Annotated in this window: 22 protein-coding genes, 4 tRNA genes and 1 pseudogene; 11 read left to right on the top strand and 16 right to left on the bottom strand. The window is 60.7% G+C overall.

Features of this window, described 5'->3' with window-relative positions:
• Positions 1-15: 15 nt before the first annotated feature.
• From asd to leuC, 5 genes are all read right to left on the bottom strand, one after another.
• Positions 16-1,128, bottom strand: coding sequence for an aspartate-semialdehyde dehydrogenase (gene asd, locus QLG10_RS13550; RefSeq protein ID WP_007975660.1), 1,113 nt, complete (start codon positions 1,126-1,128; stop codon positions 16-18).
• Between the two features lie 69 nt (positions 1,129-1,197).
• A complete protein-coding gene (leuB, locus tag QLG10_RS13545) occupies positions 1,198-2,280 on the bottom strand; it encodes a 3-isopropylmalate dehydrogenase (protein WP_083349498.1) in 1,083 nt (360 codons plus the stop codon).
• Positions 2,281-2,342: 62 nt separating this feature from the next.
• The gene (locus tag QLG10_RS13540) at positions 2,343-3,110 is read right to left on the bottom strand and encodes a class I SAM-dependent methyltransferase (RefSeq protein WP_083349499.1); all 768 of its coding nucleotides are present in this window, start codon (positions 3,108-3,110) and stop codon (positions 2,343-2,345) included.
• A 73-nt stretch (positions 3,111-3,183) separates the two neighbouring features.
• Positions 3,184-3,828 carry a 3-isopropylmalate dehydratase small subunit gene (leuD, locus tag QLG10_RS13535; protein WP_008056361.1) on the bottom strand — a complete coding sequence of 215 codons (645 nt, stop codon included), beginning with the start codon at positions 3,826-3,828 and terminating at the stop codon, positions 3,184-3,186.
• An 11-nt stretch (positions 3,829-3,839) separates the two neighbouring features.
• Positions 3,840-5,258, bottom strand: coding sequence for a 3-isopropylmalate dehydratase large subunit (gene leuC / locus QLG10_RS13530; RefSeq protein ID WP_020795490.1), 1,419 nt, complete (start codon positions 5,256-5,258; stop codon positions 3,840-3,842).
• 148 nt (positions 5,259-5,406) lie between these two features.
• Here leuC and QLG10_RS13525 point away from each other — a divergent pair, with 148 nt between their 5' ends.
• The 10 genes from QLG10_RS13525 (at position 5,407) to QLG10_RS13480 (ending at position 17,857) form a co-directional block, all read left to right on the top strand.
• Positions 5,407-6,297 carry a LysR family transcriptional regulator gene (locus tag QLG10_RS13525; protein ID WP_020795491.1) on the top strand — a complete coding sequence of 297 codons (891 nt, stop codon included), beginning with the start codon at positions 5,407-5,409 and terminating at the stop codon, positions 6,295-6,297.
• A 65-nt stretch (positions 6,298-6,362) separates the two neighbouring features.
• Positions 6,363-9,641, top strand: a complete 3,279-nt coding sequence (locus QLG10_RS13520) for an EAL domain-containing protein (protein ID WP_282487510.1) — start codon at positions 6,363-6,365, stop codon at positions 9,639-9,641.
• 271 nt (positions 9,642-9,912) lie between these two features.
• Positions 9,913-11,376 carry a PAAR domain-containing protein gene (locus tag QLG10_RS13515; protein ID WP_282487509.1) on the top strand — a complete coding sequence of 488 codons (1,464 nt, stop codon included), beginning with the start codon at positions 9,913-9,915 and terminating at the stop codon, positions 11,374-11,376.
• On the top strand, positions 11,373-11,990 hold the full coding sequence (locus QLG10_RS13510) for a hypothetical protein (protein ID WP_110749192.1): 618 nt from the start codon (positions 11,373-11,375) through the stop codon (positions 11,988-11,990). The genes QLG10_RS13515 and QLG10_RS13510 overlap by 4 nt, the downstream gene beginning before the upstream one ends.
• Before the next feature lie 126 nt (positions 11,991-12,116).
• On the top strand, positions 12,117-12,740 hold the full coding sequence (locus QLG10_RS13505; protein WP_282487508.1) for a CDP-alcohol phosphatidyltransferase family protein: 624 nt from the start codon (positions 12,117-12,119) through the stop codon (positions 12,738-12,740).
• Between the two features lie 10 nt (positions 12,741-12,750).
• A complete protein-coding gene (locus QLG10_RS13500) occupies positions 12,751-14,505 on the top strand; it encodes a bifunctional alpha/beta hydrolase/class I SAM-dependent methyltransferase (RefSeq protein ID WP_282487507.1) in 1,755 nt (584 codons plus the stop codon).
• Positions 14,505-15,848 (top strand): phosphatase PAP2/dual specificity phosphatase family protein, encoded by a 1,344-nt coding sequence (locus QLG10_RS13495; RefSeq protein ID WP_282487506.1) that lies wholly within the window; start codon positions 14,505-14,507, stop codon positions 15,846-15,848. The genes QLG10_RS13500 and QLG10_RS13495 overlap by 1 nt, the downstream gene beginning before the upstream one ends.
• Positions 15,838-16,293 carry a hypothetical protein gene (locus QLG10_RS13490; protein ID WP_033042383.1) on the top strand — a complete coding sequence of 152 codons (456 nt, stop codon included), beginning with the start codon at positions 15,838-15,840 and terminating at the stop codon, positions 16,291-16,293. The genes QLG10_RS13495 and QLG10_RS13490 overlap by 11 nt, the downstream gene beginning before the upstream one ends.
• Before the next feature lie 9 nt (positions 16,294-16,302).
• A complete protein-coding gene (locus tag QLG10_RS13485) occupies positions 16,303-16,923 on the top strand; it encodes a lysophospholipid acyltransferase family protein (protein WP_020795500.1) in 621 nt (206 codons plus the stop codon).
• A 1-nt stretch (position 16,924) separates the two neighbouring features.
• Positions 16,925-17,857, top strand: coding sequence for a phosphatidate cytidylyltransferase (locus QLG10_RS13480; RefSeq protein WP_110749201.1), 933 nt, complete (start codon positions 16,925-16,927; stop codon positions 17,855-17,857).
• Between the two features lie 96 nt (positions 17,858-17,953).
• Here the strand turns inward: QLG10_RS13480 and QLG10_RS13475 are convergent, their stop codons facing one another.
• From QLG10_RS13475 to gltX, 11 genes and pseudogenes are all read right to left on the bottom strand, one after another.
• Positions 17,954-18,403: an Hsp20 family protein gene (locus QLG10_RS13475; RefSeq protein ID WP_020795502.1), complete on the bottom strand. Its 450-nt coding sequence runs from the start codon at positions 18,401-18,403 to the stop codon at positions 17,954-17,956.
• 133 nt (positions 18,404-18,536) lie between these two features.
• Entirely contained in the window at positions 18,537-19,496 is a 960-nt protein-coding gene (locus tag QLG10_RS13470) for a tRNA-dihydrouridine synthase (protein ID WP_110749203.1), read from the bottom strand.
• 55 nt (positions 19,497-19,551) lie between these two features.
• Positions 19,552-19,647, bottom strand: a pseudogene (locus tag QLG10_RS13465) (outer membrane lipoprotein carrier protein LolA); the annotation flags it as partial.
• 21 nt (positions 19,648-19,668) lie between these two features.
• Positions 19,669-20,106: a thioesterase family protein gene (locus QLG10_RS13460; protein ID WP_008056333.1), complete on the bottom strand. Its 438-nt coding sequence runs from the start codon at positions 20,104-20,106 to the stop codon at positions 19,669-19,671.
• 49 nt (positions 20,107-20,155) lie between these two features.
• Complete coding sequence (locus QLG10_RS13455) at positions 20,156-20,989, bottom strand: alpha/beta hydrolase (protein ID WP_020795505.1); 834 nt, start codon at positions 20,987-20,989, stop codon at positions 20,156-20,158.
• A gap of 29 nt (positions 20,990-21,018) precedes the next feature.
• Positions 21,019-21,558 carry a TetR/AcrR family transcriptional regulator gene (locus QLG10_RS13450; protein ID WP_020795506.1) on the bottom strand — a complete coding sequence of 180 codons (540 nt, stop codon included), beginning with the start codon at positions 21,556-21,558 and terminating at the stop codon, positions 21,019-21,021.
• Positions 21,559-21,742: 184 nt separating this feature from the next.
• Positions 21,743-21,818, bottom strand: a tRNA-Glu gene (locus QLG10_RS13445).
• A gap of 79 nt (positions 21,819-21,897) precedes the next feature.
• A tRNA-Ala gene (locus QLG10_RS13440) sits at positions 21,898-21,973 on the bottom strand.
• Between the two features lie 53 nt (positions 21,974-22,026).
• Positions 22,027-22,102 (bottom strand) — tRNA-Glu (locus QLG10_RS13435).
• Between the two features lie 79 nt (positions 22,103-22,181).
• A tRNA-Ala gene (locus QLG10_RS13430) sits at positions 22,182-22,257 on the bottom strand.
• Between the two features lie 262 nt (positions 22,258-22,519).
• Entirely contained in the window at positions 22,520-24,001 is a 1,482-nt protein-coding gene (gltX, locus tag QLG10_RS13425) for a glutamate--tRNA ligase (RefSeq protein ID WP_020795507.1), read from the bottom strand.
• Positions 24,002-24,221: 220 nt separating this feature from the next.
• Between gltX and QLG10_RS13420 the strand changes: the two genes are divergently transcribed.
• Positions 24,222-25,310: an HlyD family secretion protein gene (locus QLG10_RS13420; protein ID WP_110749205.1), complete on the top strand. Its 1,089-nt coding sequence runs from the start codon at positions 24,222-24,224 to the stop codon at positions 25,308-25,310.
• Positions 25,311-25,318: the final 8 nt, after the last annotated feature.

Raw genomic sequence — 25,318 nt, 5'->3', positions numbered from 1 at the left:
AATGGCTTCAATCGATCAACGCTCGAGCAGGATCCGCAGCATGCGACGCAGCGGCTCGGCCGCGCCCCACAGCAGCTGGTCGCCGACGGTGAACGCGCCGACGAACTGCGAGCCCATGTTCAGCTTGCGCAGGCGGCCAACCGGGATGTTCAGGGTGCCGGTGACCTTGTTCGGGCTCAGCTCCTGGATGCTGGTCTCACGGCTGTTCGGCACCAGCTTGACCCAAGGGTTGTGCTGGCTGATCAGCCCTTCGATATCAGCGATCGGCACGTCTTTGTTCAGCTTGATGGTCAGCGCCTGGCTGTGGCAGCGCATGGCGCCGATGCGCACGCAGATGCCATCCACCGGGATCGGGCTCTTGAAGCGACCGAGGATTTTGTTGGTCTCGGCCTGGGCCTTCCACTCTTCACGGCTTTGACCGTTCGGCAGTTCCTTGTCGATCCACGGGATCAGGCTGCCAGCCAGCGGTACGCCGAAGTTTTCGGTCGGGTACGCGTCGCTGCGCATGGCTTCAGCCACACGACGATCGATGTCGAGGATGGCACTGGCCGGATCGGCCAGTTGATCGGCAACAGCGGCATGGGTCGCACCCATTTGCTTGATCAGCTCACGCATGTTCTGCGCGCCGGCACCGGAGGCCGCCTGATAAGTCATGGCGCTCATCCACTCCACCAGGCCAGCCTCGAACAGGCCGCCCAGGCCCATCAGCATCAGGCTGACGGTGCAGTTGCCACCGATGTAGTTCTTGGTGCCCGCGTCCAGCTGCTGGTCGATGACCTTGCGGTTTACCGGGTCCAGCACGATGACGGCGTCATCCTGCATGCGCAGGCTGGAGGCGGCATCGATCCAGTAACCCTGCCAGCCGGCTTCGCGCAGTTTCGGGAAGACTTCGCTGGTGTAGTCGCCACCCTGGCAGGTCAGGATCACGTCGAGGGTCTTCAGCTCTTCAATGCTGTAAGCGTCCTTGAGCGGAGCAATGTCCTTGCCCACGGACGGGCCTTGGCCACCGACATTGGAAGTGGTGAAAAACACCGGCTCGATAAGATCGAAATCCTGCTCTTCCAGCATCCGCTGCATGAGCACGGAACCGACCATACCGCGCCAACCGATCAGACCTACACGTTTCATCGCAACTACACCTTCTTGAAATGTGGGCCGCTGCTTTAGGGGGTGAAATCAGGCAGCGGGCCCGAGAGATTACAGATTCCGCAGCGCGGCGACTACTGCGTCGCCCATTTCCTGCGTACCGACTTTAGTGCAACCGTTCGACCAGATGTCACCGGTGCGCAAGCCCTGGTCCAATACCAGGCTTACCGCTTTTTCGATGGCATCGGCGGCGGCCTGCTGGTTGAAGCTGTAGCGCAACATCATCGACACCGACAAAATGGTCGCCAATGGGTTGGCGATGCCTTTACCTGCGATGTCCGGTGCCGAACCGTGGCACGGCTCGTACATGCCTTTGTTGTTGGTATCCAGGGATGCCGACGGCAGCATGCCGATGGAACCGGTGAGCATCGACGCCTGGTCGGACAGGATATCGCCGAACATGTTGTCGGTGACGATCACGTCGAACTGCTTCGGTGCCCGCACCAGCTGCATGGCAGCGTTGTCGACGTACATGTGGCTCAGCTCGACTTGTGGATAGTCCTTGGCCACTTCCTCGACGATTTCACGCCACAGTTGGCTGGAGGCCAGCACATTGGCCTTGTCCACCGAGCAGAGCTTCTTGCCACGGACCATGGCCATGTCGAAACCGACACGGGCGATGCGGCGGATTTCGCTTTCGCTGTATGGCAGGGTGTCGTAGGACTGACGCTCGCCGTTTTCCAGGGTGCGGGTGCCGCGTGGCGCGCCAAAGTAGATACCGCCGGTCAGCTCGCGAACGATCAGGATGTCCAGGCCGGCAACGATTTCCGGTTTCAGGCTGGAAGCCTCGGCCAGTTGCGGGTACAGGATCGCCGGACGCAGGTTGCCGAACAAGCCCAGTTGCGCACGAATTTTCAGCAGACCGCGTTCAGGACGGATGTCACGCTCGATGGTGTCCCATTTCGGGCCGCCCACCGCGCCCAACAGTACGGCGTCCGCCGCGCGGGCACGCTCCAGGGTTTCATCGGCCAAAGGCACGCCGTGCTTGTCGATGGCCGCGCCACCGATCACGTCGTGACTCAGCTCGAAGCCCAGGGCGAACTTGTCGTTGGCCAGTTCCAGCACCTTGACCGCTTCGGCCATGATTTCCGGGCCAATACCGTCACCTGGTAGAATCAGAATCTGCTTGCTCATGCGTTCCTCATGTCATCAGTCGGTGCGCCCTCGGGCGCTCCCGGAAAAAGTCTGTTAGTCGCTTATCTTTCAGCCATCAGCACCAACACATCGGTACTGAACGATCCATCGGCTTCAATCTCAAAATATTCGCGCACTTCGTTACCCATCGACTGCTGCAACTCGCGGATCGCCGCGCGCATCACCTGTGGCGTGCGCATGCGCTCGACCCAGGAGCTGTACTCCAATCGCAGCCGCTGGCGGCTGGTGCTGCGGGTATGCAGCCCCGCCTCACTGACCTGGCGCAACCACTCACCGGCGCTATAGTCGCGCACATGGCTGGTGTCGCGCAGCACTTCGACGCTTTGCAGGTAAGTGTCGAACAATGGGCTGCCTGGTGACAACACGTCGATGAAAGCCGCTACGCCACCGGGTTTCAGCACCCGGCGCACTTCCCGCAAGGCCAGGCCGAGATCGCTCCAATGGTGCGCCGAATAGCGGCTGAAAACGAAATCGAACTCGCCATCGGCGAACGGCAGTCGCTCGGCGGCGCCGTTGACCGTGGTCACATTGTTCAAACCCCGATCAATGGCGGCGGCGGCGACCACGTCGAGCATTTGCTGCGACAGGTCGTAGGCCACCACTTCCTTGACCAGCGAGGCCACCTGAAAACTCACGTGACCGGCACCGCAGCCCAGGTCCAGGACCCGCGCCTCGCCCTGCCCCGCCAGTTCGGCCTGCAGCAGCGCGAATTCGGTGCCTTGAGCGTGTACGGCGCTGCTCAGGTAGGCCGCGGCCTGTTCACCGAATTGCTTTTGGACGACCTGGCTGTGCTGGGCGGTGCTGGTCATGGGGACTTCCTTTTTCAGGGTTTGGTCTTGTGGTGCCTGTCCGGGCCCTATCGCTGGCACTAACTAACGAGAATCAAGCGTCGCGAAACAACCACGGCTGGCTGGCACGGTGCTTGGCTTCGAACGCCGCAATCGCATCACCGTCCTGCAACGTCAGGCCAATGTCATCCAGGCCATTGAGCAGGCAGTGCTTGCGGAACGCGTCGATTTCAAAGCTCAGCACTTTGCCGTCCGGGCGGGTCACGGTCTGGGCCTGCAGATCGATCTGCAGCTGGTAGCCCGGATTGGCCTCGACCTGCTGGAACAGCTCGTCGACTTCAGCGTCGCTCAAGATGATCGGCAGCAAGCCGTTCTTGAAGCTGTTGTTGAAGAAAATGTCGGCATAGCTCGGCGCGATGATGCTGCGGAAACCGTACTCTTCCAGCGCCCATGGCGCGTGCTCGCGGCTGGAGCCGCAGCCGAAGTTCTCGCGGGCCAACAGCACGCTGGCGCCTTGGTAACGCTCGGCGTTGAGGACGAAGTCCTTGTTCAATGGGCGCTTGGAGTTGTCCTGATAGGGCTGACCCACGTCCAGGTAACGCCATTCGTCGAACAGGTTCGGACCGAAACCGGTGCGCTTGATCGACTTCAAGAATTGCTTCGGGATGATCTGGTCGGTGTCGACGTTGGCACGATCCAGAGGCGCGACAAGTCCAGTGTGCTGGGTAAAAGCTTTCATGCTGCGCTCCTTTAGATCAATTCACGGACGTCGACGAAACGACCGTTCACCGCGGCGGCGGCGGCCATGGCCGGGCTCACGAGGTGGGTTCGACCACCGGCACCCTGGCGGCCTTCGAAGTTGCGGTTCGACGTGGAAGCGCAATGCTCGCCAGACTCCAAGCGGTCCGGGTTCATCGCCAGGCACATCGAGCAACCCGGTTCGCGCCATTCGAAACCGGCTTCGAGGAAAATCTTGTCCAGGCCTTCCGACTCAGCCTGTGCCTTCACCAGGCCCGAACCCGGCACCACAATGGCCTGCTTGATCGTGGAGGCCACCTTGCGGCCCTTGGCGATCACCGCCGCAGCGCGCAGGTCTTCGATCCGCGAGTTGGTGCAGGAGCCGATGAACACACGGTCCAACTGAATGTCGGTGATCGCCTGATTGGCGGTCAAACCCATGTACTTCAGGGCGCGTTCGATGGAACCGCGCTTGACCAGGTCCATTTCCTTCGCAGGGTCCGGAACGTGCTGGTCGACCGCCAGGACCATCTCGGGCGAAGTGCCCCAGCTGACTTGCGGCTTGATCTGGGTCGCGTCGAGCTCGACAACCGTGTCGAACACCGCGTCGGCATCGGACACCAGGTCTTTCCAGGCTTCGACGGCCAAATCCCATTCCGCGCCTTTCGGGGCGAATGGACGGCCCTTCACGTAAGCCACGGTTTTTTCATCGGCGGCCACCAGGCCAACGCGAGCACCGGCCTCGATGGACATGTTGCAGATGGTCATGCGGCCTTCAACGGACAGGTCGCGAATCGCGCTGCCGGCGAATTCGATGGCGTGGCCGTTACCACCGGCGGTACCGATCTTGCCAATCACGGCGAGCACGATGTCCTTGGCAGTCACGCCAAACGGCAATTGGCCTTCGACGCGAACCAGCATGTTCTTCATTTTCTTGGCAACCAGGCACTGGGTGGCGAGCACGTGCTCGACCTCGGAAGTGCCGATACCGTGGGCCAGGGCACCGAACGCGCCGTGGGTCGAGGTATGGGAGTCGCCGCAGACCACGGTCATGCCCGGCAAAGTAGCGCCCTGCTCCGGGCCGATGACGTGGACGATGCCTTGGCGGACGTCATTCATCTTGAATTCGACGATGCCGTATTCATCGCAGTTATCGTCGAGGGTCTGGACCTGCAAACGCGAGACCTGGTCGGCAATGGCTGCGATGCCGCCCTTGCGCTCAGGGGTAGTCGGTACGTTGTGGTCCGGGGTCGCGATGTTGGCATCGATGCGCCAAGGCTTGCGCCCGGCCAGCCGCAGGCCTTCGAACGCTTGCGGCGAAGTCACTTCGTGGATGATGTGACGATCGATGTAGATCAGCGCCGAGCCATCGTCGCGCTGTTTGACCAAATGCGAATCCCAGAGCTTGTCGTAGAGCGTTTTGCCGGCCATCAGACGGTTTCCTCATCAGCTTGTTTCTATGCCCTGGGTCTTGAGTGATTCAATAACCCTTTGGCTTGTGAGGCTGATCCTATGGGGTTAGATTAAATAACTCAAATTCATATTTTTTATGCTTTGGATAACCAACTGGAATACAGCAATGGACCTCGCCAATCTCAATGCCTTTATTGCCATCGCCGAGACCGGAAGCTTCTCCGGCGCCGGCGAGCGACTGCATCTGACCCAACCGGCGATCAGCAAGCGCATCGCTGGCCTGGAGCAGCAATTGAAGGTGCGCCTGTTCGATCGGCTGGGCCGCGAAGTCGGCCTGACCGAGGCCGGCCGCGCCCTGCTGCCCCGGGCCTATCAAATCCTGAATGTCCTCGATGATACGCGCCGCGCCCTGACCAACCTCACCGGGGAGGTGACCGGTCGTCTGACCTTGGCCACCAGTCACCATATCGGCCTGCACCGTTTGCCGCCTTTATTGAGAGAGTTCACCCGGCGTTATCCCGAGGTGGCGCTGGATATCCAGTTTCTCGATTCGGAAGTGGCCTACGAAGAAATCCTCCATGGTCGGGCTGAACTGGCGGTCATCACCCTGGCGCCGGAGCCCCATGCCCTGGTCAAGGCCACACCGGTGTGGGACGACCCGCTGGACTTTGTGGTCGCCCCGGAGCATTCGTTGCTCGGCAACGGCAAGGTCAGCCTCGCGGACATCGCCCGACACCCGGCGGTGTTCCCCGGTGGCAACACGTTCACCCATCACATTGTCCAACGCCTGTTCGAGGCCCAAGGCCTGACGCCGAACATCGCCATGAGTACCAATTACCTTGAAACCATCAAGATGATGGTGTCGATCGGCCTGGCCTGGAGTGTCTTGCCACGCACCATGCTCGACGACCAGGTTGCGCGAATACCTTTACCGGGCATACAACTGACTCGCCAGCTAGGCTATATCCTGCACACAGAAAGGACGCTATCGAATGCAGCACGGGCCTTCATGGCCTTACTGGATGCCCAGATCGATCTGCCAGGGACTCAAGGCTAACTTGTGCTACTCCTATAGAGCCCGAATTTCTGTACCCGAGACCCCATTCAGCTCAAGGCTTGCCAATGCCGAAATCTGTTGACCGTATTCCGCCGATGCCGCGCATCCAGGCGCTTGACCCGAAAAGCTCCGAACAAAGCTGGGAAAGTGCCTCGCAATTGCTGGCCGCGCTCAATGGCGCGCGGCTGGGCGCGTGGTATTGGGATATCGAGCGTGGGCAGATCAGTTGGTCCCGGGGCACGCAGGCGCTGTTTGGCTTCGATCCCCGGCAACCGTTGCCGGCCGACCTCGAATACCTCGACTTGCTGCCTGCCGAAGATCGGGCAAAGACCCTTCGCGCCTTCCATGCCGTGATCGCAGGCGCACCGCTCGAGCAAGCGATGCACCACCGCGTTCGCTGGCCCGACGGCAGCCTGCATTGGCTGGAGATCAGCGGCAGCCTGCTGCCGGACAAATTCGGCCGCCCCCGAATGATTGGCGTAATCCGCGAAATCACCCACCAGCGCCTGCGCGAACAGGCGCTGAGCAGTTCGGAAAAACGCTTCGCGACGCTGTTTCACCTGTGCCCGAACATGGTCCTGCTGACGCGCCAGGATGACGGCCTGATCACCGAAGCCAACCAGTATTTCGAAAGCCTGTTCGGCTGGCCGGTACAGGACGCGATCGGCCGCACCACGCTGGAACTGGGCCTCTGGGTGCACCCCGAGCAACGCGCCCAATTGGTCAAGGCCACCAAGGCCAAGGGCGAGCTGACCAATATGGAGGTGCAGTTTCGCGCCAGCAACGGGCAGGTCCACGATGGCATCCTCAGTGCGCAAAAGGTCGAACTCGAAGGCCAGCCCTACCTGCTGAGCACCTTCCTCGACACCACAGAACGCAAAGCGGCCGAACACGCCCTCAAAGACAGCCAGGAGCGCCTCGACCTGGCCCTGGACTCGGCGCAACTGGGCACCTGGGACTGGCACATACCCAGCGGCATGCTGTATGGCTCGGCGCGCGCCGCCCAGTTGCACGGCATGGAGCCCGTTCCATTCCATGAATCCTTCGACGACTTTTTCGAAGGCGTGCCCGGCGAAGAACGCGACACCATGCGCGATGCGTACCGCAGCCTGCGCGAAGGCCCGGCCGGCAACTATCAGCTGACCTATCGGGTGCAAATGCCGGATGGCAGCTCTCGCTACCTGGAAAGCCGCGCTCGCCTCTACCGCGATGAAAACGGTGTCCCCCTGCGCATGGCCGGCACCTTGCTCGACATCACCGACCAGGTCGAACGCGAACAGCGCCTGATAGCGTCCGAAGAGAAATTCGCTACCCTGTTCCAGGTCAGCCCGGACCCGATCTGCGTGACGCGCCAGGACACCGGCCAATTCATCGAGATCAACTCCAGCTTCACCCAGACCTTTGGCTGGAGCGCCGCCGACGTGATCGGCCGCAGCGCCGACGAAATCGGCCTGTGGGACGCTTCGGCAAAAAGCCTGCAGCGGATCGAACAGGTGATTCGCGAACAAGGCCTGAACAATGTGGCAATCCTCGTCCAGCACAAGGATGGGCAATCGCTGACCTGCGTGATTTCCAGCCGTCAGATCAGCGTCAGCGAACAGTCCTGCATCGTTACCACCTTGCGCGACATCACCCAGCAGCAACGCTCGGAAGCGGCGCTCAAGGCCAGCGAAGAGAAGTTCGCCAAGGCCTTCCACTCAAGCCCCGACGCCATCACCATCACCGAACGCGATACCGGACGCTATCTGGAGGTCAACGACGGCTTTTGCCGCCTGACCGGCTACCGCGCCGATGAAGTGATCGGCCGTACCGTGTATCAGGTAGGGATCTGGGCCGAAGAGAAACAACGCTCGATGCTGCTGGCTGAGCTGCAGATCAAGGGCCGGGTACATCACCAGGAAATGCTCGGGCGCAACAAACGCGGCGAATTGCTGACAGTAGAAGTGTCGGTGGAGCCAATCACCCTCAACGAAACCGCGTGCCTGCTATTGACCGCGCGGGACGTCAGCCTGCTGAAAAATGCCGAGGCGCAGATCCGCCACCTGGCCTACCACGACCCGCTGACCAACCTGCCCAACCGCGCACTGCTGATGGATCGCCTGAGCCAGCAGATCGCCCTGCTCAAGCGCCACAACCTGCGCGGCGCCTTGATGTTCCTCGACCTCGACCACTTCAAGCACATCAACGATTCCCTCGGTCATCCGGTGGGCGATACGGTGCTGAAAATCATCACCGCACGCCTGGAAGCCAGCGTGCGCATGGAAGACACCGTCGCGCGCCTGGGCGGCGATGAGTTCGTGGTGCTGCTCAGCGGCCTCGAAGGCTCGCGCAACGAGGTCAGCGCTCAGGTCTGCGAGCTGGCCGATACCATTCGTGAGCTGCTGTCTGAACCGATGTTCCTCGACGGTCAGCGCCTGCAGGTGACGCCAAGTATCGGCATTGCGTTGATTCCCGACCATGGGTCCACGCCGACCGACCTGCTCAAGCGTGCCGATATCGCCCTGTATCGCGCCAAGGATTCAGGGCGCAATACCGCGCAGATGTACCACAACACCATGCAGAAGGCCGCAAGCGAGCGCCTGCGCATGGAAACCGACCTGCGCCTGGCGCTGTCGCGCGGCGAGTTTCGCGTGCACTATCAACCCCAGGTGGACGCCCGGGATAACCGCATTGTCGGTGCCGAAGCGCTGGTGCGCTGGAACCATCCGGAGCTCGGCGCGCAGTCGCCCACCGAGTTCATCAAGGTGCTGGAAGACAGCGGGTTGATCCTGGAAGTTGGCACCTGGATCGTCGACGAAGCCTGCCAGGCCTTCAGGCAACTGATCGCCGATGGCCGGGTGGACCCGCTGAAATTCAGCCTGTGCGTCAACATCAGCCCGCGCCAATTCCGCCAGAATGACTTCGTCGAACGCATCGAAAGCAGCCTCGCCACCTACGGCCTGCCCAGCTCGCTACTGAAGCTGGAAATCACCGAAGGCATCGTCATCCAGAACCTGGAAGACACCATCAACAAGATGCTGCGCCTGAAAAAACTCGGCGTGAGCTTTGCCATGGACGATTTCGGCACCGGTTATTCCTCGCTGACCTACCTCAAGCGCCTGCCGGTCGACACCCTGAAAATCGACCAGTCATTCATTCGCGACGCTACCACCGACCCCAACGACGCCGAGATCATCCGCGCCATCGTCGCCATGGCCCGCAGCCTCGGGCTGAAAATCATCGCCGAAGGGGTGGAGACCTCGGAACAGCTTGAGTTTTTGCAGGGGCTGGGCTGCCATCTCTATCAGGGGTATCTGCATAGCCGGCCGCTGCCGGTGGAAGACCTGCAAAAACTGCTCCTGTAGGAGCGAGCATGCTCCGGGCGGCGTTCCGACGATGGTCGTCAACGATAACGCTGGAAACCTGACACCCCGCGGCGCTCTCAGGTTCATCGCGAGCATGCTCGCTCCTACAAATCCCCACCTTCGATTCAATCCCCCTTTCCTACATACATTCCGGAAACGTCTGATTTACGCCTGACAGCCTCGTATAGAAACCTTGCGTTGCACTTTGCCTTGCCTCCAATCCTTCGGAGGCAGACGCAATTTGATGGCCAACAGACAAGGAGTTGCAGCTATGGCTAAGGGGTATTTCATTCGCAAGGGCGACAAGACCACTTGCGGCGGCGAGGTGCTGGAAGCTGATACCCGCGTCATGATGTTCGGCTTCGCCCATGCTCGCGCAGGGGATCGGGTTTCCTGTGGCAAAAACGACGAAACCTACGAAATCATCGGCGGCATCTCGTTCATCAACAGTCACGGCAGACTGGTGGCGGGATCGTTGGACAGCCGCAACAGCTGTCCCTGCAAGGCCGGGCTCATTCCTTCGTTTACCAACTCCACCTATGAGTCCAGACAGGATGCTGCGCCGCCAGTCGCGAGGGGTGCCCCTCCGCAGGAGTCCGCGCCCGCTACCACCAACAATCCAGTCGCGCCGCGACAATCCAGCTTCACGTCAGCACGAGCACCCTCACCGACGCTCAGCGAAGGGCCTGGGACCGTCTGTGAAAACCTGTGGCGCGGCTACCAGCAAAGGGTCGAAAACGTCGTGGCACCGGGCGGCAAGCTGATTGCCGACCCGAAGGCGCGCAACAAGGCGATCAATGCCGCTTACGCCCAGCTGTGGCGCCACGATCCGCGGTTTCAGTGGGCCGGGCTGGCAGCCTTCGCCTCCAAGCAGGTGGGCTGTGGCCTGCTGCACGCGGCCGACACGATCGAGAAAATGCAGGCGGAAGAGGAGGCAATGCAGCAACTGAAGGACAGCAGCAGGCAAGGGTTGGCGGGGTTGCTCAGCCCCAGTGAGTGGGAAAAACGCGCGATCATTCGCGAGTTTGAGCAGCGCCAACGCGAGTACGAGGAGGCCAATCGTGACAACCCGGTGTGGGGCTTCACCCATTGGGGGGCCGAGAGTCCGTTGTATTACTCGCAACGGATGTACCGGTTTGTGTACGAGATGCTGGCGATGGGCAATACCACGCTGTTCCTAGATGTGTATCCGTTGCATGTGTTCTACCAAGAGCGGGGGTTAGAGGCGCTGAAGGATTGCCTGGCTTCTCGGAAAAACATCTATGGCAGTAGTCAGCATCCGGTGCTGTGGCCGGTCGGACAAAAAACACTAGAGTTCGGTACTAGTCAGAAGGAAATTCTCCTGGCTTTCGAGGCTATTGAAGCCGGTAACATCGCCGAAAGCGTTGAGCATCTGGCTTGGCACGAGCAGCGGAACATTCTGCAACCGGCGATGTACAGCGACTGGCGGCTCAACGCGCTGTTGCGCAGTAACCATTTTTCCTACGTCATTGGAATCCCGGCCGGCGCTGCCGAAGCCGTCGAGCTGACGTTGGCCAGTCAGTGCCGGCGCATCGATGACGGACGCACCATTGGATTCAGCAACAGCATCAATGCCAACCTTGCCGATATCAATCAGCGCATGCCCTTCGTGCTCAGGGCGGCGAAGCAGTTTGATGATCTGCTGCAAAGCGAACAGAGAGAGCAGATTGAGCGGTCGATTCGGGATATCGCCCTGGGTGGTGGCGTGCGATGAGCCTGCTGAAGCGCGTGGGCTGGCGACGGGGTGCGTTGGCACTGGCAGTCGCGACCCTCCTGATAGTGGTGGCTACACAAACACTTTCGGATGAGCCGGAAATCGCCTTGCTGATTGGCGAACCTTGGGAAAATATGCGCAAGCGCTCCACCGCAGCGATTGATCCAGCCATCGCCGGCCATTTTTGGGGGCGTTTGCCTAAGTCGGACGCTCGCCTTCGTTTCATCGATCCTCAGTATGGGTTCATAACTCCGCTGGCGCGCTACTTCACGGTTACCTTCAACCGTGACGAGTCAATCAACGGTGTCAATATGTCCCCACAAATAGAGCCACTATTGCTCGACGACACCCTCAAGGTCGTACTGGATCTGCAAGAGCAATGGCGTACAGCCGGCTGGGTACCCATCCGCGTCGAAGAAGACCCACCATTCGCTGACACTCCACTCTGGCGAGCCCAATTGCGCGACGAGAACAAGGGCGGAACATCCTATTGGCATGCTGGCGACAAGTACCAGGTGATGCTGGTGGTCAATCGCTTCTTGGATTACAGGCATCCCACCGAGGAGCGCTACCTCATCAAGCTGTCACTGGCCACGCCATGGACGAATCCCTGACGTTGCGATATCGCGAAAGAGCAAGCCTTGAACATTAAACCCACGCACCAGGGGCCGCCCCCAAATCCATCCCCGGATGCCATCTACACTCAGTAACCATATCGCCTTCGCCGAGATCTCATCAACGTGCCCAGCATCTACCAGATCAAACCTGCATTCCAAAACCTCCTGCGCCCACTGGTCCGGCGCCTGTTCGACAAAGGCACCACCGCCAACCAGATCACCCTGATCGCCGGCATCGGCTCAATCCTGGTGGGCGTGCTGATCGCAGGTTTCGTGCATCACCCCTGGATATTCGTGCTGGTTCCGATCTGGATGCTGGTGCGCATGGCGCTCAACGCCATCGACGGTATGCTGGCTCGAGAATTCGACCAGCAGTCGCACTTGGGGGCCTATCTCAACGAGTTGTGCGATATCACCGCCGACTGCGCCTTGATCCTGCCCTTTGCCCTGCTGCCCGGCGTCAGCCTGTGGCTGGTGCTGCTGGTGACTTTGCTCGCCTTGTTCAGCGAATACAGCGGCGTGCTGGGACCGATGGTCGGTGCTTCGCGGCGCTATGACGGGCCCATGGGCAAAAGTGACCGGGCTTTCGTGTTGGGGGTCGTGGCCGCTGGCATCGTAGCGGGCTGGATCAGCCCATTCTGGATCAACGCGGTGTTCGCGATCATCGCGATGCTGCTGGCTTATACCTTGGTCAACCGGGTCCGCCAGGGCCTCAGGGAAGCACAAATCGACAGCTCTTCAGCCTAAGGAAATGGCAATGCGCGAAGCACAGGAACAGACCTTCACCACCCACGACGGTGTGCAATTGTTTTACCGCCACTGGCCCGGCCCCCCAGAACCGGGAACCCCACGCAAGGCCGTACTGCTGTTCCACCGCGGCCACGAGCATTCCGGGCGTATTGCCCACCTGGTGGATGAACTGGACCTGCCCGGCTTCGATTTTTTCGCCTGGGATGCCCGGGGCCATGGCCTTTCACCAGGCGCTCGGGGCGACAGCCCCAGCTTTGCCACCAGCGTGCGGGACGTGCAGACCTTCTGCGAGCACCTGAGCGCGTCCTACCAGATCTTTGAGGAAAACCTCGCGGTGATCGCTCAGAGCGTCGGCGCCGTGATCGTCGCCACTTGGGCCCACGATTACGCACCGCGCATACGGGCGCTGGTGCTGGCGTCTCCGGCGTTCAAGGTCAAGCTCTATGTGCCCTTCGCCCGCCAGGGCTTGGCACTGATGCGCCGGTGGCGCGGTAACTTTTTCGTCAACAGCTACGTCAAGGCGCGCTTTCTCAGCCATGACCCGCAGCGCGTCGCCAGCTACGACAACGACCCGCTGATCACCAAGGCCATTTCAGTGAATGTCCTGCTCGGCCTGTACGAGGCCGCCGATCGCGTGGTGGCCGACGCCCAAGCCATAACGATACCCACTCAGTTGTTGATCTCCGGGGCCGACTTCGTCGTGCATCGCCACCCCCAGGAACAGTTTTTCGAGCGCCTGGGCACTCTGCACAAGGAAAAACATGTGCTGCCGGGGTTCTTCCACGACACCTTGGGTGAAAAGAACCGTGGACACGCCGTCGCCAGCGCACGACGCTTCATCCTGCAGACCTTCGCGCAACCCATTGAACGCCCTGGCTTGCTGGCCGCCGATCGACTGGGCCTGACCTGCGCCGAATCCGAATCATTGGCCGCGCCGCTGCCGCGCAACTCCCTGCGCGATCTGTATTGGCGCATGACCCGCGCCAGCATGCGCCTGGGTAGCCAATTGTCGTCCGGGATCAAGCTAGGCTTCGACACCGGTTTCGACTCCGGAAGCACACTGGACTACGTCTATCGCAACACCCCCACGGGCACGTCGGCTGTCGGCCGCATGATCGATCGCAACTACCTCGATTCCATCGGCTGGCGCGGCATTCGCCAACGCAAGCTGCACGTCGAGGAACTGCTGCGCCTGGCGATGCAGCAATTACGCGACCAGGGCCGCGAAGTGCGCATCGTCGACATCGCCGCCGGACACGGGCGCTACATTCTCGAAGCCTTGCAGGGCGTCAGCCCGCTTCCCGAATCGATCCTGTTGCGCGACTACAGTGACATCAACGTGCGTGACGGAAGCGCGTTGATCCGCGAAAAAGGCCTGGAAGGGATCGCTCGGTTCGTCAAGGGCGACGCCTTCGACCGTGCCGACCTGGCCGCGCTGGATCCCAAACCTAGCCTGGCGGTGGTCTCCGGACTGTACGAGCTGTTCGCCGACAATCAGATGGTCAGTGCTTCCCTGGCGGGCCTGGCGGACGCGGTGGAACCTGGCGGATACCTGGTCTACACCGGCCAACCCTGGCACCCGCAACTGGAACTGATCGCCCGTGCGTTGACCAGCCACCGTGAAGGCCAGGCCTGGGTAATGCGCCGACGCACCCAAGCGGAGATGGACCAACTGGTGGAGGCGGCCGGCTTTCGCAAGGTCGGCATGCGCGTCGACGAATGGGGTATTTTCAGCGTGGCTCTCGCGCAACGGGTGTCTTGATGCTGCTCAGTGCAACGACGGCACGCGAGCCTGGTCTGCTCAAACCTGCGGTGCTCTGGCTGCTGCTCCTGGCGCCGTTGTTCTTCGGCACCTACGGTTTCGCCACCTGGTTCACCACCCAGCGCGACGATGTTGGCAGCCTGGTGTTCGGCTGGGAAAACCACATGCCGTTCTGGGCCTGGAGCATCGTCCCGTACTGGTCTATCGACTTGCTGTACGGGTTGTCCCTGTTGTTGCCCAATAGTCGCGAAGAACTCAAGCGGCACGCCTTGCGCCTGTTGACCGCGCAACTCATTGCGGTCAGTTGCTTTCTGATCTGGCCGTTGCGCTTCACCTTCGCCCGACCGGAACTGGACGGTGTATTTGGTTGGCTGTTCGACGTACTGGCCGGTTTCGACAAGCCGTTCAATCAGGCGCCATCGCTGCACATTGCGCTGTTGGTCATCCTGTGGACCTGCTATCACAAGCACTTGCAGGGCCTATGGCGCGGATTGATGCATGTCTGGTTTACCCTGATCGGGCTCTCGGTGCTGACCACTTACCAGCACCACTTCATTGATCTGCCAAGCGGAGCGCTGCTGGGCTGGCTGTGTGTCTGGCTATGGCCGCTGGAGGGACCAGGGCCTCTGCACGGTGCCCGGCTGGCGACCGTAAAAAAACGCTGGAGACTGGCGTTGTACTACCTGTCGGGAGCTGCCGTGTTCGCCGCCCCGGCCTTCTACTTAGGGGGAGCCTGGCTGTGGCTGGCTTGGCCGGCGATGGCCTTGCTGTTGGTATCGCTCAATTACGCCGTACTCGACGCAGGAGGTTTTCAAAAGCGTGCCGATGGACGCCTGTCCCCCGCCGCGCGCTGGTTGCTGATGCCCTACGTGGCTGCCGCCTGGCTCAACTCGCGCCTGTGGACCCGCAACAATCCGCAGCCCGACCAGGTGCTCGATGGTGTCTGGCTCGGGCGCATACCGACCCGTCGGGAACTCAAGGGCAGCACCTTTACTGCAGTGTTCGATCTGTGCGCCGAGCTGTCGCTTGATCCGGGGACCGTCGCCTACCGCACACTGCCTGTCCTGGATTTGACCGCCCCCACCACCGCGCAATGCCAGGAAGCCGCACTGGCTATCGAAAGCCTGCGCCAGCACGGACCGCTCCTGGTCTGCTGCGCCTTGGGCTATTCGCGCAGCGCCACGGCCGTAGCCGCCTGGCTGTTGCACACCGGGCGGGCCAGCAGTGTTGCCGAAGCCTTTTTGTTGATCCAGCGCGCGCGCCCGGGAATTGTCCTGGGGCCCTTTCACCGAGAGGCGCTAGAGCCGCTGGCGACCCCCATGGAGAAACGCAGTGTCCATTGATATGCAATTACAGGTGACAGCCAGTCTGTTGCGTCGTGGCGACATGCTGGATCGACTGTCCAACGGGCTTACCTTGTTGGGCGCCTTGTTCGGCCTGAGCCAGTCCCTCCTGGACGGCCAGGGGTTCTGGAGCGCGACCTGCAGCGGTGGGCTGCTGTTGCTCGGCCTGGGGCAAAAATACTGGGCGCTGCGGGTGGCATTCGATGCCGATCTGTTCCAACGCCTTGCCGAGCGAGCTGAAAACCTCCCGGAGCACACCCTGTCCCTGGATCAAGCCCTGACAACCCTGAATCTGCAGCCCGCCGAGCATGGCGGGCGCCCCTGGAGCGAACGTATCACCGGCGCCCTGAAGCTGTTGCGCAACCAGGCGCTGCTGGTGGCGGCACAGGTGCTGTTGACCCTGTTTTTCATTCTGGCCGACCCTTGGCTGAACTTTGCCGGATAAGGAGTTCCCATGCTCGAACCCGTGGTTGCCACCCTCATCACCTCGGCCGCACGCATACTGACCGGCGCGCGCAGCCTGTGGCTCGGCTGCGCACCGGAACCTGTACAGCGTATCTACTTCGCCAACCACAGCAGCCATGGCGATTTCGTCCTGCTGTGGGCCTCGCTGCCGCCGACCCTGCGCACCATCACCCGGCCCGTGGCAGGCTCGGACTACTGGCTGAAAAGCCCATTGCGGCGCTACATCATCAACCAGGTGTTCAACGGCGTGCTGGTTGACCGTGAACGCAAGGAACCCGCCGACAATCCCTTGCAACCGATGCTCGATGCCCTGGAAAACGGCGACTCGCTGATCATTTTTCCCGAAGGCACGCGTAACCCCGATGAGGGTTTATTGCCGTTCAAGAGCGGGCTTTACCACCTGGCAAGGCAATATCCCCAGGCGCAGTTGATCCCGGTGTGGATCGCCAACCTCAACCGCGTCATGCCCAAGGGGCGGGTCCTGCCGCTGCCGCTGTTATGCACCATCAGCTTTGGCGCCGCGTTGACCCTGGACGAAGACGAAAGCAAGACGCACTTTCTCGAACGCAGTCGCGAAGCGCTACTGAGCCTGGCCGGAGAGCATGCCTGACATGGATAGACAGACCTTGATGTTGTTCGGCGCGATTGGCGCGTTTCTATTGCTGGCCTCGGCAATTGGTTTCGTGCTCAAGCGTCGCAGCCACGGCAGCCCCAACCCGGTGATCGACAACCTCAACGCCCGGATCAACGCCTGGTGGGTGATGGTACTGGTGATCGGGATCGCCTTCTGGCTCGGCACCACCGCCGTGATCCTGCTGTTCTACACGGTGTCCTTCTACGCCCTGCGCGAATTCATGACACTCACGCCCACTCGCCGCAGCGACTATCCGGCTTTGGTCGCGGCCTTCTACCTGGCCCTGCCGCTGCAATACCTGCTGATTTACTACGACTGGTACGGGCTGTTCTCGATCTTCATTCCGGTCTACGTGTTCCTGCTGCTGCCGATCCTGGCGTCCTTGGGCGGCGACAGTACGCACTTCCTCGAGCGAGCCTCGAAAGTCCAGTGGGGCCTGATGATTGCGGTGTTCTGCGTATCCCATGTACCCGCCCTGCTGACCCTGGACATCGCAGGTTACGAGGGGCGAAACCTGCTGTTGATCGCCTATCTGGTGATCGTGGTGCAGATGTCGGATGTGCTGCAGTACGTGTGCGGCAAATTGTTCGGCAAACGCAAGATTGCGCCGAACCTGTCGCCGTCCAAGACCGTGGAAGGTTTTGTCGGGGGCATCCTGCTGGCCTCACTGATCGGCTGCGCCTTGTGGTGGATCACGCCGTTCACTGCCTGGCAGTCGCTGCTCATCGCCCTGCTGATCAACCTGCTGGGTTTCGCTGGCGGCATCGTGATGTCGGCGATCAAGCGCGACCGCGGAGTGAAGGATTGGGGGCATATGATCGAAGGCCATGGCGGCATGCTCGATCGCCTGGATTCGGTGTGTTTTGCCGCACCGATTTTCTTTCATCTGGTTCGGTATGGGTGGACTTGATTAAAAGAAACCGTTCCAAAAAAAAAGACCCCGACAAGTCGGGGTCTTTTGCTTCAGCCGGTCAAGTCGTCCTCAGACAACCCTGCCCGGTCCGACTCAATGCTGCAGAGCCGGTTTTTGTGTCCCGTTGATCGGGATGCGCTTGGCTTTGTCTTCTTCGGGAATCACCCGCAACAGGTCGATACTCAACAAACCGTTGCTCAGGTCGGCGGCCTTGATCTGGATATGGTCCGCCAGGCGGAAGGACAGTTTGAAGGCCCGCTGTGCGATACCCTGGTACAGGTAAGTGACGCCCTCGTTCACTTCACGTTTGCCGCCCCCACTGATGGTCAGCACACCTTTTTCCACTTGCAGCTCCAGGTCTTCTTCCTGGAAGCCGGCGGCCGCTACGACGATGCGGTATTGGTCGTCGCCGTGCTTTTCCACGTTATAAGGTGGGTAGGTGCTGCCTGGCTCGTTGCGCAGGGCGGTTTCGAACAGGTCATTGAAACGGTCGAAGCCAACCGAGGAACGGAACAGTGGTGCCATGGAAAATGCAGTACTCATGATTCAAATCTCCTGAAAACAGATCAGCAAGTTTTTTTGTCTCCGCGACCCGAATTCGGCATCGCGTAATCCTTAGATAGGGACCGCTGATTGGTTTTCAAGAGATTATTTTCTGCATTTTTTACAAAAAATTTCAGGCTGCTTCAGCCACCTGCAGCCCCAGCAGACGCGAAACCTGATCCAGCTCGGTCTCACGGCGCAGGACGCTGAACAACTCGACCGCCTCAGGATAATTGCGGGTCAACATCGCGAGCCACTGCTTCAAGCGGCCCGGCGATTGACGCGCTGTCATCTGCGCCTTGGCCTGCAGCCAGAAATCCTGGATCAGCGGCAGCAGCTCGGCCCAGGTCATCTCGACAACCTCTTCACCGGCCTTCGCCGCCGCGATTTGCCGGGCCAGATCGGGGCGCGAAACCAGGCCGCGACCGAGCATGATGTCTTCCACGCCGCTGATTTCGCGGCAACGGCGCCAGTCTTCGACGCTCCAGATATCACCGTTGGCGAACACCGGCACCTTGACCACGTCCTGTACCCGCGGGATCCACTCCCAGTGGGCAGGTGGCTTGTAGCCGTCAGTCTTGGTCCGGGCGTGGACCACGATATGCTCGGCACCGCCTTCAGCCAGCGCCGTGGCGCAGACCAGCGATCCGTCCGGGCTATCAAAGCCCAGGCGCATCTTGGCCGTTACCGGGATGTGCGCCGGAACGGCGCGACGGACATGCTCGACGATCTGGTTGAGCAGCTCTGGTTCCTTGAGCAGCACAGCGCCGCCCCGGGACTTGTTGACCGTCTTGGCCGGGCAACCAAAGTTGAGGTCGATCACCTCGGAACCCAGCTCGCAGGCCAGCGCGGCGTTTTCCGCCAGGCACACCGGATCGGAACCCAGCAACTGCACGCGCAGCGGCACACCAGAAGCAGTCCGGGCGCCGTTCAGCAGTTCCGGGCCGAATTTATGGAAATAAGCAGGCGTGAGCAGTTGATCGTTGACCCGAATGAACTCGGTCACGCACCAATCGATACCGCCCACTCGGGTCAGCACGTCGCGCAGGATATCGTCGACCAACCCCTCCATGGGCGCCAAGGCAATTTGCATGAAAAACACACTCAACGAAAAACGTGCGGCAGTTTACTGGATATCGCGAGAAATCGCAGAACCCTGTAGGAGCGAGCCTGCTCGCGGTGAACCTGAGAGCGCTGCGGGGTGTCAGGTTCCCAGCGTAATCGTTGACGACCATCGCGAGCATGCTCGCTCCTACAGGGGGGTGTCAGGCCGGGGCTTGCAATGCCGGGCCATAGCCTTCGATGAACTCCGCTGGCATGCGCTTGGGCTTGCCGGTGGACAGTTCGATGCAAACGAACGTGGTTTGCGCGCGCAGCAAGGTCGAATTGTCGCTGGGGCGCTTCAACTGGAAATGCCGGGTCATTTTCAGGCGCTGGTCCCAATCGACGATCCAGGTCGCCAACTGCAACTCGTCGCCTTCATAGGCGGCCGCCAGGTAATCGATTTCGTGGCGCACCACCGCCATTGCCCGGTCCAGCCGACGGTATTCGACCAGATCCAGGCCGAGGCGCTGGGAGTGGCGCCAGGCACAACGTTCGAGCCAGGTTACGTACACCGCGTTATTGGCGTGCCCCAGCCCGTCGATGTCCTCGGCGCCCACTTGCAGATCAATGATAAACGGCGTTGCCCGATCCCAGCCCATGCCCCACTCCCCGGTCAGATTGATTCGACCGGGCCAGTGTAACGGATGCTCAAGCCGATTGGCGCGATTGCAGGCTGCGACCGGCCAGCAGTGATAACACGCCATCAATCACCCGCGGGTCAGCCAGCACCCGCTGATGACCGCCTTCCTGCAAACGCAGCAGACGACTGTCGAACCAGGCTTCGTGGATCAGTTGTGATTCCTTGACCGGGACATGGGTGTCGTCCTCGGCGTGCACGATCAGGCCAGGCATGTCGAGCTGGTAGTGCGCGACATCCAGCATCGCCGCGCGCATGCCGACGTCAGATTCGACCTGGCGGATGAACGCCGAGCGGGCTTTCGGGGGCAGCCCCACATAGCGGGCGAAACCGCGCAATACCCCGAGAATCCTCGCCGGGGCGGCAATGCTGACCAGGGTTTCGGTGCGCAGGCCCATTTGCACGGCAAGCATGGCACTGGCGCCGCCCATGGAGTGGCCGATGACTGCTTGCAGCGGCGGCAATTCGGCGGCGGCTTCCAGCAGGGCTCGGGCGAACAGCACGACATTCGCCTCGCGCCCGGGCGAGCGACCGTGCGCCGGGCCATCCAAAGCGACAACCGAATACCCGGCATCGACCAGCGCCGTGATCAGGCTGGCAAACTGTGTGGGCCGACCTTCCCAGCCGTGCATCAAAAGCACTGCCGGGCCTTGCCCCCAGCGCAACGCTGAAAGGCCGAAACGCAAAGTGATGCGTTCGGATTTGGCCAGCAGCGGCAGTTCCCAATCACGCGGTGGAAAATCGCGCGGCGTCATGAACGCCAATCGCATTTTGCTCGCCACCAGCTTCGGGGCGAACCAGCCCAAGGTGCCATTAACGCCACGAACCCACTTCAACGTGCTCATCGCATTCTCCCCAGGCCGCAGCCTTCAGGTCAACGCACCGCCGACTTGGCCGCGCGCAGCAAACGATCGGATAAATCACCGGGGCCCAGCGCCCGTGCCAGCGCCAGGCCGCCCACCATCAAGGCCAGATCAGCCAGGGCTTTGTCGGTATCTTCAGGACTGGCCGCCAATTGCGCGACCATCAGCTCCATGTGTTCATTCAGTGCAATTCGAAACGCCTCGGGCAGGCGTCCAAGCTCACCGATCGAGGCCGGGATCGGGCACGCAGACTCGCTGGAATCGCGGTGTTTGCGTGACAGATAAAACGCTGCAACCAACGCGCGACGCTCTTCACCGGTCAACTCGGCATCCATGTCGGCAATCAGGTCACGGCGGTGACCCAGCAACTGCTTGAACGCTTCCAGCATCATCGCGTCCTTGCTTTCGAAGTGCGCATAAAAGCCGCCGACGGTCAGGCCGGCCGCGCCCATCACTTCGCCAACGCTTGGCTCGGCCGGACCACGCTGGATCAGCGCGGCGCTGGCTGCCTTGAGGATGCGTTCGCGGGTTTGAGCTTTTTTATCGTTCATCGTTGCCTCCGAATATTACGACTAGAATATTATTCTCATAATAATTTTCTGCAAGTCGTGGATGTGACCGCTGGTCTGAAGAACAGTTTGGGAGAAAGAGGGAGATTTGGCCAAACGCCAGACAAACAAAAGGGCCATTCAATAATTGAATGACCCTTATAAAATCCCGCAGAGCGGGTAATCGTGGCGTCCCCTAGGGGACTCGAACCCCTGTTACCGCCGTGAAAGGGCGGTGTCCTAGGCCACTAGACGAAGGGGACGCAAACCCTTCTATACAATGATCAGCGCTGAGAACTGATCGATTCAAGGCCGGTGTGGCCAGACCTTGAACTGTAAAATTGGTGGAGCTAAGCGGGATCGAACCGCTGACCTCCTGCATGCCATGCAGGCGCTCTCCCAGCTGAGCTATAGCCCCGGATTTTTCGCCTCGCGGCGGAGCGACATTTTGCAACATCGCTTCTGTAAAACTGGCGTCCCCTAGGGGACTCGAACCCCTGTTACCGCCGTGAAAGGGCGGTGTCCTAGGCCACTAGACGAAGGGGACGCAAACCCTTCTATACAACTGATCAACGCTGAGTGTTGATCGCCTCGAGGCCGGTGTGGCCAGACCTCGAAGTGTAAATTGGTGGAGCTAGACGGGATCGAACCGTCGACCTCTTGCATGCCATGCAAGCGCTCTCCCAGCTGAGCTATAGCCCCTCATCGTTGATGTTGCCGTTGGCTTCATCGCTGAGGACGGGGCGAATCTTAAGGGCGTATCGAAAGTCTGTCAAACTTATTTTTCAAAAAATTTAAAATTTTTTGCCGACATAACAATCACTTACCGCCCTCCCCTCGAAAAATCGGGCTGTTTGCGAGGAACGCAGACCCGTAGGAGCTGCCGAAGGCTGCGATCTTTTGACGTTGGCTTTTAAAAGCAAGATCAAAAGATCGCAGCCTGCGGCAGCTCCTACAGTGGGAATCAGGCAATAGCGCCCAACAGCTTTTCCCACTCCTTGTTTTCTTTCTTCGACACGCCACCCAGCAGGTCGATCGCCTGGCGCAGGCGGAATCGGGTCAGGTCCGGCCCGAGGATTTCCATCGCATCGAGCACCGACACCGAGCTGGCCTGGCCGGTGATCGCGGCGAACATCAGCGGCATGGCATCACGCAGCTTCAACTCCAGGGATTCGACCACTGCCTGAATGGTCGCGGTAATGCTGTCTTTCTCCCACTGGCGCAGGCTTTCGAGCTTCCACAGGATCAACTGCATCAACTGGCGAACCTGATCGCCCGAGAGCTTTTTCGATTCGAACAGCCTGGCGTCCGGATTCACGCCACCGGCAAAGAAGAATCCGGCCAGCGGTGCAACCTGGCTGAACGTCTCGACGCGGCCCTGCACGTGCGGCGCGATCTTCATCATGTATTCGGCATTGAATGCCCACTTCTGCACGCGCGCAGCGAACTCTTCCACCGGCAGGTCACGCAACCACTGGCCGTTGAGCCAGGACAGTTTCTCGATGTCGAAAATCGGTCCGCCGAGGGAGACGCGCTTGAGGTCGAAGTTATCGACCATTTCCTGCAGCGAGAACTTCTCGCGCTCGTCCGGCATCGACCAGCCCATCCGGCCCAAGTAGTTGAGCATCGCTTCGGGCATAAAGCCCATGCGCTCGTAGAACGTCACCGAAGTCGGGTTCTTACGCTTGGACAGCTTGCTCTTGTCCGGGTTACGCAGCAGCGGCATGTAGCACAGCTCCGGTTGTTCCCAGCCGAAGTATTCGTACAAGAGGATCAGTTTCGGCGCCGATGGCAGCCACTCTTCGCCGCGCAATACGTGGGTGATGCCCATCAGATGGTCATCGACCACGTTGGCCAGGAAGTACGTCGGCAGGCCGTCGGTCTTCATCAGGACTTGCATGTCCATGCGATCCCACGGGATTTCAACGTCGCCACGCAGCATGTCCGGCACCACGCACACGCCTTCGCTCGGCACCTTCATGCGGATCACGTGCGGTTCACCAGCGGCCAGGCGGCGCGCCACTTCTTCCTTGGACAGCAACAGCGCTCGGCCGTCGTATCGTGGGGTTTCGCCACGGGCCATTTGTTCGGCGCGCATCTGGTCCAGCTCTTCGGCGGTGCAGAAGCACGGGAAGGCATGGCCCATGTCAACGAGCTGCTGACAGTACTTCTGATAGATCTCGCCGCGCTCGCTTTGACGATACGGACCGTGGGGACCGCCGACGTCCGGGCCCTCGCTCCAGTCGATACCCAACCAGCGCAGGGCATCGAAAATCTGCTGCTCGGACTCGCGGGTCGAACGCAGCTGGTCGGTGTCTTCGATCCGCAGGATGAACTCACCGCCGTGCTGCTTGGCAAAGCAGTAGTTGAACAATGCGATGTAAGCGGTACCTACGTGGGGGTCCCCGGTAGGCGATGGCGCGATGCGCGTGCGGACGGTGGTCATGGCAAGTCTCGAAAAGAAGATCAAACAAAGGGCGAATGGTAACAGGCGACACCCGCCCCGCTCCAGTGAACAGGGCATTTAAGCCAAGTTTGCGTCTACAACGCCTGTATGCCGTGGTGAATGGCCGAATATCAGCCGATGGCATTTACCGTTTATCGGCTGTGTGCCAGATTCACCAGCTGATAACTTTCCTTACATATTCTCGACTACAGTTTGCCCCATGCCTGCCCAACTCAAGCGTCGCCTGTCCCTCTTCCTGTTGATTGTCCTGCTGATCGCCGGGGGCTTTCTCGCCCATTGGTTTTTCAACGGGCGGTTTTATGAAAGCACCGATAACGCCTATGTCCAGGGCGAAATCACCCGCGTGTCGAGCCAGTTGGGGGCGCGCATCGATGAGGTGTTGGTGCAGGACAACCAGCACGTCGAGAAAGGCCAGTTGCTGATAAGGCTCGAAGGCGATGATTTCCGCCTCGCCGTCGACCGCGCCAATGCGACGCTCGCCACCCGCCAGGCCGAACGCCTGCAAGCCCAGAGCAAACTGACCCAGCAGGCCAGCCTGATTGCCGCCAGCGACGCGCAAGTCGCGTCCAGCCAGGCGAGCCTGGGCCGTTCACAGATAGATCTGACCCGCGCCGAAACCTTGCGCAAGCCCGGTTATGTCTCGGAAGAACGCGTGACCACGCTCTCGGCCGACAACCACATTGCCCGCTCACAGCTGCTCAAGGCCCAGGCGGACGCTCAGGGCCAGCGCCAGCAAATCAACGCGTTGAGTGCCGAAATCAAACGCCTCGACGCGCAGATCGCCAATGCCAGGGCCGACCTGGCCCAGGCCGAGCTGAACCTCTCCCGCAGTGAAATCCATGCACCGATCAGCGGCCTGATCGGCCAGCGTGCCGCGCGCAATGGCCAATACGTGCAGGCCGGCGCCTATCTGCTGTCGGTGGTGCCTGATGAAGACATCTGGATTCAGGCCAACTTCAAGGAAACCCAGATTGGCCACATGCAGCCCGGACAGAAAGCCGAGCTGACCTTCGACGCCTACGGCGACACGCCGATCGAAGCCCGGGTCGACAGCCTGTTCGCCGCCTCGGGCGCGCAGTTCAGCCTGTTGCCGCCGGACAATGCCACGGGCAACTTCACCAAAGTCGTGCAACGGATCCCCGTGAAGCTGACCTTCGCCGCCGATAACCCGTTGCGCGGCAAGATCCGCCCGGGCATGTCGGTGACCGCCAAGGTGAATATCAAGGACGCCCCGGAAGATCTCACCACCAAAGTGAGCAGCAAAGACACCCTTGACGATGGCCGGTGATCAACTGA

This window comes from Pseudomonas sp. V98_8 (assembly GCF_029967975.1).
GTDB classification, from domain to species: domain Bacteria; phylum Pseudomonadota; class Gammaproteobacteria; order Pseudomonadales; family Pseudomonadaceae; genus Aquipseudomonas; species Aquipseudomonas umsongensis.
Note: the sequence above shows the minus strand (reverse complement) of the source record. Positions and strands in the feature narration are given on the sequence as shown.

What these genes read in the sequence shown, in the direction of transcription:
- asd (WP_007975660.1), bottom strand. Translation starts at nt 1,128, where the DNA reads ATGAAACGTGTAGGTCTGATCGGTTGGCGCGGTATGGTCGGTTCCGTG.
- leuB (WP_083349498.1), bottom strand. Translation starts at nt 2,280, where the DNA reads ATGAGCAAGCAGATTCTGATTCTACCAGGTGACGGTATTGGCCCGGAA.
- QLG10_RS13540 (WP_083349499.1), bottom strand. Translation starts at nt 3,110, where the DNA reads ATGACCAGCACCGCCCAGCACAGCCAGGTCGTCCAAAAGCAATTCGGT.
- leuD (WP_008056361.1), bottom strand. Translation starts at nt 3,828, where the DNA reads ATGAAAGCTTTTACCCAGCACACTGGACTTGTCGCGCCTCTGGATCGT.
- leuC (WP_020795490.1), bottom strand. Translation starts at nt 5,258, where the DNA reads ATGGCCGGCAAAACGCTCTACGACAAGCTCTGGGATTCGCATTTGGTC.
- QLG10_RS13525 (WP_020795491.1), top strand. Translation starts at nt 5,407, where the DNA reads ATGGACCTCGCCAATCTCAATGCCTTTATTGCCATCGCCGAGACCGGA.
- QLG10_RS13520 (WP_282487510.1), top strand. Translation starts at nt 6,363, where the DNA reads ATGCCGAAATCTGTTGACCGTATTCCGCCGATGCCGCGCATCCAGGCG.
- QLG10_RS13515 (WP_282487509.1), top strand. Translation starts at nt 9,913, where the DNA reads ATGGCTAAGGGGTATTTCATTCGCAAGGGCGACAAGACCACTTGCGGC.
- QLG10_RS13510 (WP_110749192.1), top strand. Translation starts at nt 11,373, where the DNA reads ATGAGCCTGCTGAAGCGCGTGGGCTGGCGACGGGGTGCGTTGGCACTG.
- QLG10_RS13500 (WP_282487507.1), top strand. Translation starts at nt 12,751, where the DNA reads ATGCGCGAAGCACAGGAACAGACCTTCACCACCCACGACGGTGTGCAA.
- QLG10_RS13495 (WP_282487506.1), top strand. Translation starts at nt 14,505, where the DNA reads ATGCTGCTCAGTGCAACGACGGCACGCGAGCCTGGTCTGCTCAAACCT.
- QLG10_RS13485 (WP_020795500.1), top strand. Translation starts at nt 16,303, where the DNA reads ATGCTCGAACCCGTGGTTGCCACCCTCATCACCTCGGCCGCACGCATA.
- QLG10_RS13480 (WP_110749201.1), top strand. Translation starts at nt 16,925, where the DNA reads ATGGATAGACAGACCTTGATGTTGTTCGGCGCGATTGGCGCGTTTCTA.
- QLG10_RS13475 (WP_020795502.1), bottom strand. Translation starts at nt 18,403, where the DNA reads ATGAGTACTGCATTTTCCATGGCACCACTGTTCCGTTCCTCGGTTGGC.
- QLG10_RS13470 (WP_110749203.1), bottom strand. Translation starts at nt 19,496, where the DNA reads ATGCAAATTGCCTTGGCGCCCATGGAGGGGTTGGTCGACGATATCCTG.
- QLG10_RS13460 (WP_008056333.1), bottom strand. Translation starts at nt 20,106, where the DNA reads ATGGGCTGGGATCGGGCAACGCCGTTTATCATTGATCTGCAAGTGGGC.
- QLG10_RS13455 (WP_020795505.1), bottom strand. Translation starts at nt 20,989, where the DNA reads ATGAGCACGTTGAAGTGGGTTCGTGGCGTTAATGGCACCTTGGGCTGG.
- QLG10_RS13450 (WP_020795506.1), bottom strand. Translation starts at nt 21,558, where the DNA reads ATGAACGATAAAAAAGCTCAAACCCGCGAACGCATCCTCAAGGCAGCC.
- gltX (WP_020795507.1), bottom strand. Translation starts at nt 24,001, where the DNA reads ATGACCACCGTCCGCACGCGCATCGCGCCATCGCCTACCGGGGACCCC.
- QLG10_RS13420 (WP_110749205.1), top strand. Translation starts at nt 24,222, where the DNA reads ATGCCTGCCCAACTCAAGCGTCGCCTGTCCCTCTTCCTGTTGATTGTC.